Annotated in this window: 14 protein-coding genes; 6 read left to right on the top strand and 8 right to left on the bottom strand. The window is 36.0% G+C overall.

Going from position 1 to position 16,305, the window contains the following annotated elements; translation table 11 throughout:
• Nucleotides 1-217: 217 nt before the first annotated feature.
• From bioD to JEP40_RS02430, 3 genes are all read right to left on the bottom strand, one after another.
• Complete coding sequence (gene bioD / locus JEP40_RS02420; RefSeq protein WP_072068031.1) at nt 218-889, bottom strand: dethiobiotin synthase; 672 nt, start codon at nt 887-889, stop codon at nt 218-220.
• Nucleotides 890-1,085: 196 nt separating this feature from the next.
• A complete protein-coding gene (mlc, locus tag JEP40_RS02425) occupies nt 1,086-2,297 on the bottom strand; it encodes an ROK family transcriptional regulator (protein WP_198622296.1) in 1,212 nt (403 codons plus the stop codon).
• A gap of 129 nt (nt 2,298-2,426) precedes the next feature.
• Nucleotides 2,427-3,341 carry a LysR family transcriptional regulator gene (locus tag JEP40_RS02430; protein WP_198622297.1) on the bottom strand — a complete coding sequence of 305 codons (915 nt, stop codon included), beginning with the start codon at nt 3,339-3,341 and terminating at the stop codon, nt 2,427-2,429.
• 125 nt (nt 3,342-3,466) lie between these two features.
• Between JEP40_RS02430 and JEP40_RS02435 the strand changes: the two genes are divergently transcribed.
• Both JEP40_RS02435 and tus read left to right on the top strand, forming a co-directional pair.
• Complete coding sequence (locus JEP40_RS02435; protein ID WP_198622298.1) at nt 3,467-4,750, top strand: MFS transporter; 1,284 nt, start codon at nt 3,467-3,469, stop codon at nt 4,748-4,750.
• 458 nt (nt 4,751-5,208) lie between these two features.
• On the top strand, nt 5,209-6,138 hold the full coding sequence (tus, locus tag JEP40_RS02440; protein WP_198622299.1) for a DNA replication terminus site-binding protein: 930 nt from the start codon (nt 5,209-5,211) through the stop codon (nt 6,136-6,138).
• A 12-nt stretch (nt 6,139-6,150) separates the two neighbouring features.
• Here the strand turns inward: tus and JEP40_RS02445 are convergent, their stop codons facing one another.
• Together JEP40_RS02445 and fumC are read right to left on the bottom strand one after the other, a co-directional pair.
• The gene (locus JEP40_RS02445) at nt 6,151-6,507 is read right to left on the bottom strand and encodes a hypothetical protein (RefSeq protein WP_198622300.1); all 357 of its coding nucleotides are present in this window, start codon (nt 6,505-6,507) and stop codon (nt 6,151-6,153) included.
• A gap of 80 nt (nt 6,508-6,587) precedes the next feature.
• The gene (gene fumC / locus JEP40_RS02450) at nt 6,588-7,985 is read right to left on the bottom strand and encodes a class II fumarate hydratase (protein WP_100158199.1); all 1,398 of its coding nucleotides are present in this window, start codon (nt 7,983-7,985) and stop codon (nt 6,588-6,590) included.
• A gap of 579 nt (nt 7,986-8,564) precedes the next feature.
• Here fumC and JEP40_RS02455 point away from each other — a divergent pair.
• A complete protein-coding gene (locus JEP40_RS02455; protein WP_198622301.1) occupies nt 8,565-10,259 on the top strand; it encodes a YdgA family protein in 1,695 nt (564 codons plus the stop codon).
• An 80-nt stretch (nt 10,260-10,339) separates the two neighbouring features.
• Here JEP40_RS02455 and JEP40_RS02460 read toward each other — a convergent pair whose 3' ends face one another.
• Entirely contained in the window at nt 10,340-11,308 is a 969-nt protein-coding gene (locus tag JEP40_RS02460; RefSeq protein ID WP_198622302.1) for a VWA domain-containing protein, read from the bottom strand.
• A 673-nt stretch (nt 11,309-11,981) separates the two neighbouring features.
• Here JEP40_RS02460 and add point away from each other — a divergent pair.
• Nucleotides 11,982-12,983 carry an adenosine deaminase gene (gene add / locus JEP40_RS02465; protein ID WP_198622303.1) on the top strand — a complete coding sequence of 334 codons (1,002 nt, stop codon included), beginning with the start codon at nt 11,982-11,984 and terminating at the stop codon, nt 12,981-12,983.
• 137 nt (nt 12,984-13,120) lie between these two features.
• Entirely contained in the window at nt 13,121-13,555 is a 435-nt protein-coding gene (locus tag JEP40_RS02470) for a putative signal transducing protein (RefSeq protein ID WP_198622304.1), read from the top strand.
• Between the two features lie 80 nt (nt 13,556-13,635).
• Here JEP40_RS02470 and JEP40_RS02475 read toward each other — a convergent pair whose 3' ends face one another.
• Nucleotides 13,636-14,625: a bile acid:sodium symporter family protein gene (locus tag JEP40_RS02475; protein ID WP_198622305.1), complete on the bottom strand. Its 990-nt coding sequence runs from the start codon at nt 14,623-14,625 to the stop codon at nt 13,636-13,638.
• Nucleotides 14,626-14,647: 22 nt separating this feature from the next.
• The gene (locus JEP40_RS02480) at nt 14,648-15,691 is read right to left on the bottom strand and encodes an oxidoreductase (RefSeq protein WP_198622306.1); all 1,044 of its coding nucleotides are present in this window, start codon (nt 15,689-15,691) and stop codon (nt 14,648-14,650) included.
• Nucleotides 15,692-15,820: 129 nt separating this feature from the next.
• On the opposite strand from JEP40_RS02480, the gene JEP40_RS02485 reads away from it, so the two are divergent.
• Nucleotides 15,821-16,288: a DUF2569 domain-containing protein gene (locus JEP40_RS02485; protein ID WP_198622307.1), complete on the top strand. Its 468-nt coding sequence runs from the start codon at nt 15,821-15,823 to the stop codon at nt 16,286-16,288.
• The last annotated feature ends 17 nt before the right edge of the window (nt 16,289-16,305 follow it).

The raw sequence follows: 16,305 nt of genomic DNA on the forward strand, positions 1-16,305 counted from the left end.
AATGAGTATCTCGCTGATCTAAAATCATTTTATTTGATTTGTTTTTCCATGTTTGCTTTAACTTTTTATTTTTTCATTTTTGTTTTAATTTTAAGCAAAGTGTAGAAAAACAAAAACACCCAATGGATTTACTCATCAGGCGTTTAAAAGTAACAAGTTTGGCTCCGTTAAAAAAACAGGCAACTCAATCCACTTCGTTACTTATTTATATATTCTCTTAAGCCGGTACCGCGATTTCTAACTGACTTAAATCAAGGTAACAAGAGAGATCACGTTCTTCAGGACGTAATAAATACGGGATTTCACCAATCAGTGGCGCGGGAATATGCTGAGACAGCCTTTCCACAATTTTCGCATAATAAGGTAATCCTGGGTTTATTCTGTTAGCAACCCAACCGACTAATTTCAAACCATCGTTGATAATAGATTGTGCTGTTAATATTGAGTGGTTAACACAGCCTGGTTGAATACCAACAACCAAAACAACTGGAATTTGTTCTTTTACCACCCAATCAGAATAAAAGGTATTATCATCGAGCAGATAACGCCAACCGCCATTACCTTCGATAACAACACACTCTGCTTTTTTACTTAAATTATCGAGCTCATTTGAAATCTTATTAAAATCAATTTCATTTTCGCTAACATAACAATTATCAAGCAAAATAGGATTAATTTCGTCGTAGCGAACTTCAACAGGCGATGAATTATGAATAATCATTGCATCACGATTACGCTCACCATCAGCCGTTTCATGTAATTCTGTAGCAATAGGCTTATAACCCACTGCCGTTGACCCGCCACGATTTAATGACTGAAGAAGTGCTCGGGTCACAACAGTTTTACCCACATTGGTATCTGTCCCCGTAACAAAAAAGCGTGTTAACATATAATTTACTTCCGTTATGACAGATAAATCAGGTTCATAAAAAATGACAGAGATTAGAGTTTAGGGTAACACTGTTTCTGGTGGCTTGAGGTAGCTCAATTTTTTAGTTAATTGGTCGAAAATAGAGAATTCGTTAATGATCAATTGAGGTATTTACGCTTACAAAACACTTCTGTTACGATTTTTTGCACTTCATTTAGCCTTGCATCAACTCAATTAACAAAGAACCGTTGTACAAAGCCTCTTTAACCAATGAAGCCGCTGGTAATGTACCTTTATTTCTTAACTCTGTTTCTTCAATAGTTAGTGATTGTACGTAACGAGGCATGGCCTGATTTTGAACATGATTCAAAATTAATGGGAAAAGAATGGATTTAGCTCGACAAAGAGGCGAACCAATTAATATTTTTTGCGGATTAAAAATATTAATCATCACGGCAAGAATAAAGCCTAATCGCTGTGCAACTAAATGCACTACTTCAAGAGCTTGTTTATCTCCAACTAATATTGCATCACACAATGTTTCAATTGTAATAGGATATTTGTTTAGCAACGAGGTGGGATCGTCTTGCGCTAATAATTGGGCTTTTTTAATTAATTGAGGAATAGCAATTTCGGTTTCTAAACACCCTTTCGACCCACAATAACAGCTGTTTTCAGAGTCGGTGACTTTAGTGTGCCCAATTTCAACCGCACTGTGACTATGAGAATGCAATGTCCTCCCATTACTAATCACACCAGCACCTACAATGTCATCAATGACAATTTGCAAAACATCTGAATTGTTTTTTGCCGCACCATATAAAGATTCAGCCATTGTCCAGGCAGTGACACTATGTTGCAAGAAAACGGAAACGCCTGTTTTTTCATGAATTTTATCGGCAAGAGGAACATCTTTAATATCGTAATAAGGGGAACTATGAATAACCCCACTAATGGGATCAATAATCGCATTCATTGTAATACTAATGGCAGTCAATCTTTCAACATTTGATTGATAGCGTTCAAAAAACTTATCAATAGCAAGTAAAAAGTGAGTAAGAAAGTTATCACTGTTCTCTTTAGGAAAATCAAAAGTGTCTTCTATAACAAGTTTACTATCTAGTTCTCTTAAACTAAAAAGTAAATTACCTTTATTGACTCGAATACAGAGAAATTGCCACCCTTGGCTTTCAAGTTTTAACCCTACTGCAGGTCGGCCACGAAACCCCACATCCGGAAACTCAGTTTCATGAATAAGATGAGCTTCAACTAATTCTCGCGTAATTTTGGTAATACTCGCAGGAGCCAGTTCTGCTTTTTTTGACAGTGAAATACGAGAAATGGGGCCATGTTCATCAATTAAACGAAATACTGTGCCAAGATTAAATTGTTTTACGTGATCGATGTGGCTAGGTTGGTTCCCCATTGAATGTCATCCTTCATTAAGAAGCCGTAATTAATTCGAGGCTCCAAATAATTCATTACCGATTATGTCGTCAATTTGTGATAATTGTACAATAATTACATAAAAAGCGTGATCAAAAACACAGATAAATCAAGATTTTTGGTGATCTAAGATATTTTTTAACAACAATTGCGTTAATCGATTCGCCGCCGCGGGTATTGTCCGTTTTTTATGTGAAACCAACCAAACTTCAGAAAATGCTTGTGAATTAGCGAAGTGTAGATAATGTACGCCATCTACTTTCATTCGAGTAAAAGATTTAGTCACAATTGAGATACCTAATCCTGCTGCAACTAACCCTAAAATCGTCATAGCTTCACCAGCTTCTTGTGCAATAGTTGGCGTAATCCCTGACAAACTCAATAATTGAATAATTTCATCATAAAGAGCTGTGCCTACATCTCTTTCAAAGAAAACAAAAGGATACTGCCCAATATCTTGAATATTGACTCCCGTTTCTTTGTAAGCAAGTAATGGATGCCCTTCATAAACAGCTAAAATAAAAGGCTCTCGAAACAACAGCTGGTGGTGCAAATTTTCGGGTAATGTGGTGTTTCGCATAATACCCAGATCAATACGCCCTGTAAGCAATGGTGAAATTTGTTGTTTTGTATTCATTTGATGCATATGAATACCAACTTCAGGATAATTTTCTCTAAATTGCCGTAAACTTAGCGTTACTAAGTGCATAAAAGGTGTCGTTGATGTAAAACCTATAGATATTTCACCTAACTCACCTTTTTCCATTCTAGCTGCACGTATTGCGGCTGCGTTGACCTGTGCCATAATTTGGTAAGACTCTTTTAAAAACATTTGTCCCGCCGGTGTTAGTGCAACAGAACGATTAGTTCGTTCTAAAAGCCTGGCCCCTATTTCACTTTCAAGTGCTTGTATCTGTTGGCTCAACGGGGGTTGAGAAATATTCAATCTTTCTGCTGCTTTGCCAAAATGAAGTTCTTCAGCTACAGCAATAAAATAACGTAAATGCCTCAATTCAATATTCATATTTCTCTCTCTTTATCATTGATACTTTAAAAGTCTTATTTCTAATGATTAATATATTAGACAAAAAAATCAAATATTTCTAACATTGACATAAATCAAATTTAAGTAATGGAAGTTTAATCAATATGGATACTCACGAAATAGACAGTAAAAGTTTGAGCTTAGGCACTGATATTTCAGACAATACATCATCGATAGAAAAGCCAGCTCACCGCCAATCTAACCCTAAACACTATATTCAACGTGATGATGCATTGTATATAAAAGTGACAGTGTCATTTTTTATGGTTGGCTTAGCGACATTTGCCTTACTCTATTTTGTGCAACCCATATTACCAGTGTTATCTAGCGAGTTTTCTGTCAGTCCAGCAACCAGTAGTCTAGCGCTCTCACTTTCAACCGCATTAATGGCATGTGGTTTATTAATCACTGGCCCTCTTTCCGACGCTTTTGGTCGTAAAAATGTCATGGTCATCGCACTGTTTTGTGCCGCATTTTTTACATTATTAAGTGCAACAATGAATAGTTGGACAGGCATTTTAATTACTCGCGCCTTAGTGGGGCTTTCATTAAGTGGTGTTGCTGCGGTAGCAATGACCTATTTAAGCGAAGAGATCCATCCTGCTTATTTAGCGCTATCAATGGGGTTATATATTAGTGGTAACTCTATTGGTGGTATGAGTGGTCGTGTTATTACTGGGGTATTAAGTGATTATTACTCTTGGCGTTTATCTGTTGTTATTCTTGGCATTTTTGCACTGTTTGCTGCTGTAATTTTCTGGAAAATATTACCTGCTTCTCAGCATTTTAGGCCAACCACATTAAAACCGCGAAACCTTCTTATTACCACCAAACTGCATTTTAGAGATAAAGGATTACCTCTTTTATTTATTGAAGGTGGTTTATTAATGGGAGGATTTGTCACTTTATTTAACTACATTGGCTACCGTTTGTTAGATGCTCCCTATTCATTAAGTCAGACAACGGTAGGTTTGATTTCCATTGTCTATTTAAGTGGCACTTATAGTGCATCAAAAGCAGGATTACTAACCACTAAATATGGTTTAGGTAAAGTATTTATTGCGGGTATTTCAATGATGTTAATTGGAATACTGATCACCTTGATTGAATCACTACCTGTTATTTTCGTCGGTATGCTTATCTTAACAACAGGTTTTTTTGCAGCTCATGCTGTAGCAAGTAGTTGGGTTGGTCGTCGCGCTAAACGAGGACGAGCTCAAGCTTCTTCACTTTATCTCTTTACTTACTATGCGGGCTCTAGCCTTGCGGGTACGGTCGGTGGCCTGTTTTGGGTAAGTTCTGGTTGGCTGGGTGTTGGCTTATTTATTGCAATTTTAATGTTAGTCGCCTTGTTGATCGCATTACATTTAAATAAAGTTGCCCAATAAACATGTAAACTATAATAATAAAGTACGAAAGCAGGCTAACACCCTTTAGTCTTGTTGATCTCGTATTCTTTTCATAAGGTATAAGCCTATACTTTTGAGAAGGATTAGCACCATGTTTAAAATTAAACTGCCTATCGCTCTGCTCTTTGTTCTTTTTACGTCAATTGCCAGTGCGTCTACAAAAAGCTGTCCGCCAACAAAACCCGACTGCAATACAATTCAAAACACAATATATTCGGTGAGTGAAAAATAAGCCAAAATTGTATATAAAATCACCGACAATCTTCTTTTTAAGAAAAATAGCATTAAAATATGCCCTTTTTACGGTATACTGTATATAAACACAGTATACCGTATTTTTGGCATTTTCCTCTGTTAAGCGATGTACTTTTCACTGAAGCTAATGTATTGTTTTAAACAAAGGCTAATTGTATGTTGTAACTAATATAGGTATTAAGATGAGTCGATATGATTTAATTGAGCAATTCAATCTTTGTTTCCAGCAATTAGAAACTGAGATTAAAATGCTAACGGATGTGTTGAAAAATCTAACCTTATTGCCATCAGCCGTATTTGAATTGCCTGAAGTGAGCAAAGAAGAAGAACATGATGACGTCGTTAGAGTGACAGTGTCACCTATTTATGATGAAGAAGCCCGTGAACTTACCTTAAAACTCATGGCCAACCTGTTTATTTATGATAATGCACCGCATATCAGCAGTAAGCGCGCGATTCGTTTACCTGGCGTGCTCTGCTTTAGTACCAGCAACGCTGAGTTTAAGTCAGTAAAAGAGGATGTTGAGCGTATTAACTTATTAAAAAAACAGCTTTCTGATATCGTGACTAAAGAGTCTGGGATTTCTAAAGAAGAACGTTTTGATTTTGTTCATAATCAGTTAAAAGGCCTAATCACACTAAATGCTTATCGCACCCTCACCTTGTTGTCTGATCCTGATACAGTGCGTTTTGGTTGGGCAAATAAAAATATTATTAAAAATTTAACGCGCAATGACGTACTAGCTCAATTAGAGAAAAGTCGAGAAGCCAATCGTGCGGTTCCACCATATACCAGTGAACAATGGGTAGAGCGTATTGATAAAGAGATAATTACCCTTTCCCAATTACCTGAAAATGCAAAATTAAAAATAAAACGCCCCGTAAAAGTACAACCTATTGCTCGTGTTTGGTACTCAGAGCTTCAAAAACAAGTACAATATGCTTGCCCATTACCTTTATTGGCTTTCTATATTGATAAAGAGAGCGATTTTAAACCGATTATTGGCGAACTCCCTGATTATGATGCCGATAACATTCAAATTCGCCATCGCCCTAAAGCTAAGAAGCTACAGCTGATTATTCCAAGAATGCACTTGTATCTTGAAATATAATCAATTTAAAAATTAATTAATGAGCTTAATTGAACTTCCTTGAAGAATTTGTATAAGATAATCATTAAGATGAGTAAATTGATCATCTTCAATTTTCAAATCAATGGTGATCACGAGATTATTTTTTAATACAAAAATAATTTTCTCTCGTGTTAATGTAATATGCTCAAGGCTATTAATGGCTTCTATATCAGATAAATGCGTCATTAAACCGATGGAATTATCAATATCTTCTTCTTCCTCATCAAATCTTGAAAGAATAACAAAGAGCTCAGGTGAAACAGGATCATCCCCTATTCCAATAATAGTGACATCATCTTCAACGTAACAATTTACTTCAGTTGCAGTAAAAATAATTTCTTCATTCATTATTGTCATCCCAAAACGATCTAAAAATCCCGCCATCATAGCGGGATTTAATTTCTGCATTAAATAAGTATTAAATATACTTATTTTTTCATGCTACCAACCATATCTTCTGGACGAACCCAGCTATCAAATTCTTCCGATGTGAGGTAATTCAGTTTCAGCGCAGACTCTTTCAACGTTAAGCCTTCTTTATGCGCTTTCTTCGCAATTTCAGCCGCTTTATCATAGCCAATATGTGTATTTAATGCAGTCACTAGCATTAATGATTCATGCAGTAATTTATTGATACGTTCACGATTTGGCTCAATACCAATTGCACAGTGTTCATTGAAACTACGCATACCATCAGCCAGTAAACGAACTGATTGTAAGAAATTATCAATGATCATTGGACGATAAACGTTCAATTCAAAGTTACCTGATGCGCCACCAATATTAATAGCAACGTCATTACCCATAACTTGAGCACATAACATTGTTAATGCTTCACATTGTGTTGGGTTAACTTTACCTGGCATGATTGAACTACCTGGCTCATTTTCTGGAATAGCAATTTCACCAATACCACAACGAGGACCAGAGGCTAACCAACGCACGTCATTAGCAATCTTCATTAATGAGGAAGCCAAACCTTTTAATGCACCATGTGAATGAACTAATGCATCACAAGTTGCTAGCGCTTCAAATTTATTAGGCGCAGTTACAAATGGTTGACCTGATAATTCAGCGATACGTTTAGCCACACGAACAGCGTATTCTGGATGAGTATTTAAACCTGTTCCAACGGCTGTCCCCCCCAGAGCTAACTCGCAAACATGAGGAACAGAATCATCGATATGTTTGATGCTGTGCTCAAGCATAGCCGCCCAACCAGAGATCTCTTGACCTAATGTCAGCGGTGTCGCGTCTTGCAGGTGAGTACGACCAATTTTAACGATGTCATGGAAAGCTTCTGCTTTCTCTTTGAATACTTTCAGCAGTGATTTTAATTCTGGCAATAAATCCTGACGTAATGCAATAACAGCAGCGACATGCATGGCAGTTGGGAACACATCATTTGAACTTTGACTTTTATTAACATCATCATTCGGATGGATTTTGCGCTCCATGCCACGGATACCACCAAGGATCTCACTACCACGGTTAGCTAACACTTCATTCATATTCATATTTGATTGAGTGCCAGAACCTGTCTGCCAGATTGCTAATGGGAATTCAGTTGGATGTTTACCTGCTAACACTTCATCGGCTGCTGCAATAATTGCGTCAGCACGTTCTTTAGGTAATAAACCTAAATCCATGTTAACACCAGCGGCTGCTTTTTTAGTAATAGCAAGCGCATGGATAAGTGCAACAGGCATTTTCTCAACTGAAATACGGAAGTGTTCAAGAGAACGTTGCGTTTGAGCTCCCCATAACTGGTCAGCGGGTACTTCGATTTGTCCCATTGAGTCTTTTTCAATGCGAGTGGCTGCCATTTCAATCTCCTTAAGTACACAGAATAATTGATTAATTCCGAATTACTTTTAGTAAATAACTCGGATACCACTATCATGCCATAAACAGAATAATAAATATGAGAGCTAAAGCGAGCTTATGAAATTTATAACAGAATGAAATCTGTTGATTTTTCTGGAAAAATACGGCTAGTCATCTTATTTTATGACTACTGTTAGTATTTAAGCTTTCATATTTATATCCATACTTATTATGGGCCTTTATTATTCATCGTAAATAGAATCACATCACAATTAAATATTGTCTAAATCGAAAAATGAGTAAAAAAAGACGTTTTTAACGCTTATTTAATTTATCTTATAAATCATATCCATTTTGCTTTAAACTCATTATGTTAGCGAGTAACTAAGTAAGTTCTGATTGCGATTTTATTCCACTAAATCTATATTTACAGTTAATATAGGTGGCGATGTATATATGTGGATTATCTATATTTAAATTTAGTAAAATTTATCACCAATTTATCGGGTTGTTTAAGGGTTACAAAACAGCCTTTATAACGTACATCGCCAGATGTACACAGAGGATGGACTAGAATTATGAAGAAATCGCTTGTCGCTGTTGGTGTTATCGTCGCACTGGGTGTTGTTTGGACTGGTGCTTCGTGGTACATGGGCAGCAAAATTGAAAGTCGCTTACAGGAAGAAACGAAACTAGCTAATGTCCAGTTAGCGCAACTTGCTAAAAATGCACAATTTGGCGCTGATATTAAACTTGAAATTCGTGACTATAAAAAAGGGGTATTCACCTCTAATGCAGACTTTGCTGTCGTGATTTCAAAAGATGCTAGTGAAGTCGTTGAAGACCAGGATAAAAAAGTTGAAGAGATTATCTTCACTACTGATATTGATCACGGTCCATTCCCTCTTTCTGATCTGGCTAAATTTAATTTAGCGCCAAAATTAGCAGCCATGAATAATACGTTGGTCAACAATGATACAACTAAAGAATTATTCAAGCTGACTAAAGATAAATCTCTTTTTGATATCCATACTTCTTTGGCTTTTGATGGTGCTGTATCAGGTGAAGCTAAACTGAATCCTATCGATTTCGCTGAAAACGATAGCACAGTTAAAACGACACCATTAACGATTGAATTCACATCAGACAAAACTGCAACCAACTTCACTACCTCAGTAAAAGGTGATCAAGTTGTTGTGACTAAAGATGGTGAAGAAACTTTCACAATTAAAAATATTGCAGGTTCTGTCACCGGAACTAAAGTTAATAACGATCAATATTTATTTAATGAGCAGTTATTAAGCTTTGCTGAAATTACACATACCAGCAAAGATAAAGCGTCAGATTTCTCACTGAAAGATTTCTCTTTAACCACTAATAGCAATATCAAAGATAAGCTGTTTAATTTAACGCAAACTTATTACTTTAAATCACTGAATGTGGCTGGTTTAGAATTTGGCGCGGGTAAATTTGGCTACTCAATTGATAAAGCTGACACTGATGCAATGTTGCTGTTAACCAAAGTTTATAACAACTCGTTATTACCTTGGAATAAATACCATTATGGCAACGATGATATGGTAGAAAAAGCCGTGCGTGATGTACTGGAAAAAGGCTTAGTTTTCCGTATCGATGAAGCGTCTTTAACCAATAAAAGCGGTGCAAGTAAACTAAACTTTAATTTAGACTTAAATGCGTTTAACGTTAAAGTATTAGAAAGCGAAGAAAAATCACCAGCAGAGTTATTTAACTATCTGTTTAAAAATATCGATTTCAATATTGATTTATCTCTTCCAATGTTAGCTGAATTCCGTAACACCACTCAATACCTTGATGCGGTTCGTTACCAAGAAACGGCACTAACAGATGCAGAGAAAAAAGAAATCGAAACAACAACAGCGGCTGATATTGAACAGTTAAAAACTGAATTACAGCAAAATATCAATCAAATTTCTCAAGATGAGAAAGATGCATTACCTCTGATGCTACTTGCACAAGACGGCAAAGCATTAAGCCTGAAGCTGAACTATGCCGCAGATAAGTTCACCATGAACGGAAAAACTTATTCATTTGATGAATTTATGGACGTCACTCAAGCTCCTCAAATGTTAGGTTTAGCCGCTATGTTATTCGGTATGGGTGCATCATCTTACGATTACGATGACTCTGATTATTCAGAAGAAGGTTATCAAGAAGAGATGACTGAAGATCCAGCAATTATCGAAGAGCAAGAAATCTTAATTCCTGAGCAGCAACCAGCACAAGCTCAATAATTAAGTTTCTGTTAAAACGACAATTAGAAACACCCCATTTGTAAAAATACAATGGGGTGTTTTTTTGCTTCGTATTTTAATTAACAATCACAATCTTTAGCCGGAAGGTGGTGATTCGCCCATTCATCTTTACAGCAAGAATCAATAGTTTTATTAATTATTCCTGCAAGTGTATTTACTGTTGAAATAATAGAAGTTAATTGTTCACAGACATGGCTACAACTAGATTTTTGAACATTCGGTTTAGGAATATTTGGTAACGTCAAACTATCACAAAGAATTTCTTGTAATACTAAAGAGAAATTCGCAATACCTGTAGTGTAAATATAAGAGCGCCCTCCTGTTTGCTCCGCTAAACGTACATACTCTTTTGTTACACGATCTCTATCAGCCACACTTGGGAAACGATCGAGGTTTGTTGCACTATCATCTGGCGTTCCTTGGTAGGTATATACTTTGACTTTTTCTTGTTGGGCAACGGCAATCGCTTCATCATTTTTTATCTTTGCCGCGTTGGTCAATATACCTCCGCCACCTTCCATACCTTCATCACCCAAAACAAAAACAGCACGGCGAGCACCATCACGCCAATCAAAATACTTACTTAAATCAATCACTGCACGACATAAATCTTCTTTATTCCCCGCATGATCACGACCATCAGACTCTTTAAAAGGTTTTCTTGCCTGTAAACGACTTTCCGGCACACCTAGTGCTTTTAAATAGTCACTAGCTGATTGATCAAATTTAGTATCATCCCATGTACCTTCTATACCTAAAAAAGTCACTCGAAGTTTTGATGGGCAATTTTCTAGCGCTTTTTGTATCGCAATATCAATATCTTTACTTAAATCTAACGACTCATCAGCCATTGAACCACTGGTATCAATTACAACAACTAAATCTAATGCAATTGCACCATCACCGGTAACGACTTGTGATCCATAAGTAAGATTATTTGCCGATGAGGGAGGTAGTATTTTAGAAACTAATTGATGTTGTCTTGTATTATCTTTTTTTCCAAAATTTAAATCAGAACTCTCATTCATATTTATACGCCTTAAGTTTTAACTAATTATGATTTAATTAAAAATAATTATTATGCAAATAATTATTTACTGTTAAACATACTCACTTAACAGCAATGTATTATGGCGTTAACTCTCTACTCTTTATTCATTATTTAATAAAAGAGATATGCTGTTTTTTATTTCTATTTTTTACTTCAATAAATAAAATATAAGTATAAATAAGTTTTTTATATTTTAAAAAGACCTTTCTATTATTTACTTAAAAGCGTTAGAAATCATAAAATGAGTAATCTGCTAGATAAAGTGATAAGAAAATCAAGATGTAAGCTATTTTTACTTAACTTCCACCTTCAAACCTATCAGAATAATTGATAAGATACTTCAGTTATTATGATAACTCTATTTTAGTCTTAATTTTTAATGTATCAGTTATCTTGATAATACACGTCAATTACATTGAACATTGTAGCTAATAAATAAACATCCCTCTTTTCCATTTTTTATTTTTTAACTTAAAACTAAGGGAAAACTACCTTTTTAGTTTTAAAAATAGCCAATTTAAGTTTATTTATTAGTGAATAAAATAAAAATCAGTCATAATAATCTGCAACTCATTTATATTTACTCGATTATAAGAAAATCACTATAAACGATAGATTTTCATTATTTCTATTTAAAAGGAAAATAACACGTGATTGACACACAGTTGCCTTTAACCGATTTACATCGTCATTTAGATGGTAATATCCGCCCACAAACTATTTTAGATTTAGCAAAACAACACAATATTGCGCTTCCCGCTTATGAATTAGAAGCTTTGCGTCCTCATGTACAAATTACAAAAAATGAGCCAAGTCTTGTTAGCTTCTTACAAAAATTAGATTGGGGTGTAACAGTTTTAGCAGACTTAGATGCGTGTCATCGCGTTGCTTATGAAAATGTCGTGGATGTGGTTAATGCAGGTATTGATTACGCTGAACTGCGATTCTCACCTTATTATATGGCAATGAAACACCAGTTACCTGTTGAAGGTGTTGTGGAAGCCATTGTTGATGGCGTACAAAGCGCATTGCAATCACACGATGTAGATATTCGTTTAATCGGTATTTTAAGCCGTACTTTTGGTGAAGATGCTTGCCAACAAGAATTAAATGGATTACTAAAACATCAGGATAAAATTACCGCACTTGATTTAGCGGGTGATGAATTAGGTTTTCCAGGTCACTTATTCCAATCTCATTTTAATCGTGCTCGTGATACAGGTTGGAATATTACGGTTCATGCCGGTGAGGCTGCTGGTGCTGAAAGTATCTGGCACGCCATTAAAGAATTAGGCGCCAGTCGTATTGGTCATGGTGTTAAGGCTATTGAAGATCCTAGATTAATGGACTACCTTGCCGAGCATCAAATTGGTATTGAATCTTGCTTAACCTCGAATATTCAAACCAGCACTATCAATTCATTAGCAGAACATCCTCTAAAAACCTTCTTAGAGCATGGAATTATTGCCTCGCTTAATACCGACGACCCTGCTGTTGAAGGTATTGAATTAAAACACGAATATAACGTTGCGGCACCAGCGGCGGGATTAACACCAGAGCAAATTCGCCAAACTCAAATTAATGGTTTAAAAATGGCATTTATTAGCCAAGTTGAACGTGATGCATTAATTAAAAAAGTAAGCTCACGTTAATAGTTAATAACTTTTTCATCAAAACCATCTGTTAATCAGATGGTTTTTTTGTATTCATTAAAAATAGATGGGATTATTAATGGCTCTTGGATTAAAATTAATTTTCACAAAGGGGTATTTATCATTAAGGAAAAACTATGTGGAATATTCATCCAACAAGAGGTCATTATAAATTATTAGCTCAATACTTATCACCGCTTGATGCTTCAATTGAAGCTGGACTCCTTAAATCTGAAGGTATTGATGCTATTCTTTTAGATGAAAATATTGTTTGGAATAATCAGGTTTATGCTCAAGCAACCGGAGGTGTAAAACTGCTCGTTAGTGATAAAGAATTTGAACAAGCACAAACTATACTTAATGAACTTTACCAAGGTAAATATAATATTAACGAACAACTAGAACCCATTAACTGTGAATTAAAGACAACAGTAAAAAATAATATAACAGATTATTTGAATATAGGTTTTGTTCTCTTACTTTACTTTGTGTTAGGTTTGCCTCTTCCGTTAAAGTCACAATCTCCTTCATTATCAGATAAAAAAGAAAATAACAAAGAATATTGCGAATAAAAAAGCATCGATAAATAGTTAAATCGATGCTTTTCTCATATTTAGCTAATGCTATTGATTATCCAACCAACTCAAATATATTATTTCTTTTCAGCTTCTTTAGCTTGATTCGCATAGCGTTGTGCTAATACAGCACAAACCATTAATTGGATCTGGTGAAATATCATTAATGGCAATAACATTACCCCTACCGTTGCCGCAGGAAATAACACGTTCGCCATTGGTACACCATTTGCTAAACTCTTTTTAGAGCCACAAAAAACAATGGTAACTTCATCCGCTTTATTAAAACCAAGCAATCTTGCACTGTACACATTCACAAGAATGACAATTGCTAGCAGGATACAACTCACTATCGCAATCGTTAACAGTGACCAACCGTCGATTTTATGCCAAATCCCTTCAACCACCGCTTCACTAAATGCCACATAGACCACCAGCAAAATAGACGAGCGATCCGTTCTATTAACTAATTTTTTATGATTATCAACCCAACGACCAATTAAAGGGCGAGATAAGTGGCCAATAATAAAAGGCACCATTAATTGCAATAAAATCGACTGGATTGCCCCAGCAGTATCAAAATCATCTGCTGAGCCTTGCGTTTGCATTAAAAAACCCACCAGCACTGGTGAAAGAAAAACACCTAAAATACTGGATGCTGATGCACTACAAATAGCTGCGGCAACATTTCCCCCTGCCACAGAAGTAAAAGCAATGGCTGATTGAACGGTTGCTGGAAGAGCACAAAGGTATAAAAATCCCATATAGACCGTCGGTGACATCCATTCAGGTACAATCACTTGTAATCCTAGTCCCAAAATAGGGAACAGAATAAAAGTGCTAGCAAATACGGTTAAATGTAACCGCCAATGCCCAAGCCCTGCCAATATTGCCTCTCTAGAAAGCTTCGCACCATGCAAGAAGAAAAGCAGTGCAATGGCACCTGTTGTCAGATATTGAAACAGGACTTTAATATCCCCTTGTGCGGGTAATAGCGTTGCTAGTGTCACCACACAAATCATTATCATGAGAAAAGGGTCAAGTTTTAGTTTTTGCCACCAAGACATTAGATTTAGTGCTCCCTTTCGCTTATAGCGTAATAGTTTGTTTTAAACGATTTGAAATTTCGCCCGCTTCAATCAAACGCATAATGGCAGTTGCTTGTATTGGCGTAACGGGGTTTTCTTCACCCAATGTAATTGCACGATAAATTTGTTGATAATACGCGGGATAATCACCAGAGAGTGTAACAAGTGTGGTTGTCTCTAATTCACCGGTCGCTGATAATATTGTTAATTCACCATCATTATTATCCATTCCCCAATTATAGGTTTGATTAGGAAGATAACCGGCTTTTAAAGCATCTTCTTGAGTATCTAAACCATACTTAACATAACTTCCTTTTGTTCCATGGATAGCAAAAATAGGTGTTGGAGATGCAACTAGCATGGATGCATGAAGAATAACTCTAAGATTGTCATACTCTAATAGCGCATGAAAGTAATCGGCATTTTTTGCATTAGGACGTAATTGAGCAATATCAGCAGTAATTGCGTTAGGCTCACCAAACAGGCAAACAGCTTGATCAAGAACATGGGGGGCTAAATCATACCAAAGCCCTCCCCCTATACCAGCATCTTCTCGCCAACGTTGACGCACGGTTGGGCGAAAACGATCAAAATGCGCTTCATAGGCACTAATCTCACCGAGTGTTTTATCCGCTAAAAGTTTTTTAACGGTTAAGAAACCAGAATCCCAACGACGATTATGAAAAACAGAAAGTAACTTACCGGCATCTGTTGCTTGTTGAGTTAACTTTTCGGCTTCTTCCAGTGTCAGTGTAAACGGTTTATCAACAACAACATGTTTACCTTTTTCCAGAGCCTGTGAAGCTAACAAATAGTGCGTATTATTCGGCGTTGGAATAATGACTAAGTCTATTGAGGGATCATTAATAAGTGCTTGAGGGTCTGCATAAACTGTAATATGAGGAAAATCTTGTTTAACTTTATTTTCATCAGAGCTTGAAATTGCACTAAGATTTAAGCCATTGGTCGTTGTAACTAAGGGAGCATGAAAGGTTTTACTTGCATAACCATACCCGATAATTCCAACATTGAGTTTATTTGCCATAACCCTATCCTATTTTTATCTGTTTTTATTAATAAAAATCACTTTCACTTTTGTAGCTAAATAAATAATAACAAAGTTTGTGATAATATCCCGTTTAGTTCTATACACACGAGTAGGAATAATTAATTAATGAAATTTGATCTCAAAGCAAACACGCAGAATAACCTTTCAGGAAAAGCGCCTATAACTGGATGGCTACTTGCGCCATTGGCTTATATGATCTTATCAATTATTGGTTCAGGTTTGATGTCCGTTCTCTACGTTTTTAAATATTTTGCGGATTTTTCAATCCTCCACCAGCTTCCTTTTCATTTAATGTCAAGTTGGTATCTCTCTGCGTTAACCACTTGGGTGATGTTTGGTTTTACGGTATATCTACTACGCCAGTTTTTTTATCGCGCTAAAAATTTCCCACGTCTATTTATTTTATGGTTACTTATCAACTTACTATTAGCGATCAAAAGCTTTGGCTTTGCACCTGTAGATGATCAAACAGCGTTAAAATCTCTTCTATGGTCTGTCTTCTCAACTGTCTGCTTTGTGCCTTATATCAAGTACTCTAAACGTGTTCGTGAGACTTTCACACAAGTTCGATAACTTCGTATCTTCACCCT

The organism is Proteus vulgaris, assembly GCF_016239305.1.
Classification (GTDB): domain Bacteria; phylum Pseudomonadota; class Gammaproteobacteria; order Enterobacterales; family Enterobacteriaceae; genus Proteus; species Proteus vulgaris_C.

Excerpts from the sequence above, each read along its gene's own strand:
- bioD (WP_072068031.1), bottom strand. The coding sequence starts at position 889 with ATGTTAACACGCTTTTTTGTTACGGGGACAGATACCAATGTGGGTAAA.
- mlc (WP_198622296.1), bottom strand. The coding sequence starts at position 2,297 with ATGGGGAACCAACCTAGCCACATCGATCACGTAAAACAATTTAATCTT.
- JEP40_RS02430 (WP_198622297.1), bottom strand. The coding sequence starts at position 3,341 with ATGAATATTGAATTGAGGCATTTACGTTATTTTATTGCTGTAGCTGAA.
- JEP40_RS02435 (WP_198622298.1), top strand. The coding sequence starts at position 3,467 with ATGGATACTCACGAAATAGACAGTAAAAGTTTGAGCTTAGGCACTGAT.
- tus (WP_198622299.1), top strand. The coding sequence starts at position 5,209 with ATGAGTCGATATGATTTAATTGAGCAATTCAATCTTTGTTTCCAGCAA.
- JEP40_RS02445 (WP_198622300.1), bottom strand. The coding sequence starts at position 6,507 with ATGAATGAAGAAATTATTTTTACTGCAACTGAAGTAAATTGTTACGTT.
- fumC (WP_100158199.1), bottom strand. The coding sequence starts at position 7,985 with ATGGCAGCCACTCGCATTGAAAAAGACTCAATGGGACAAATCGAAGTA.
- JEP40_RS02455 (WP_198622301.1), top strand. The coding sequence starts at position 8,565 with ATGAAGAAATCGCTTGTCGCTGTTGGTGTTATCGTCGCACTGGGTGTT.
- JEP40_RS02460 (WP_198622302.1), bottom strand. The coding sequence starts at position 11,308 with ATGAATGAGAGTTCTGATTTAAATTTTGGAAAAAAAGATAATACAAGA.
- JEP40_RS02470 (WP_198622304.1), top strand. The coding sequence starts at position 13,121 with ATGTGGAATATTCATCCAACAAGAGGTCATTATAAATTATTAGCTCAA.
- JEP40_RS02475 (WP_198622305.1), bottom strand. The coding sequence starts at position 14,625 with ATGTCTTGGTGGCAAAAACTAAAACTTGACCCTTTTCTCATGATAATG.
- JEP40_RS02480 (WP_198622306.1), bottom strand. The coding sequence starts at position 15,691 with ATGGCAAATAAACTCAATGTTGGAATTATCGGGTATGGTTATGCAAGT.
- JEP40_RS02485 (WP_198622307.1), top strand. The coding sequence starts at position 15,821 with ATGAAATTTGATCTCAAAGCAAACACGCAGAATAACCTTTCAGGAAAA.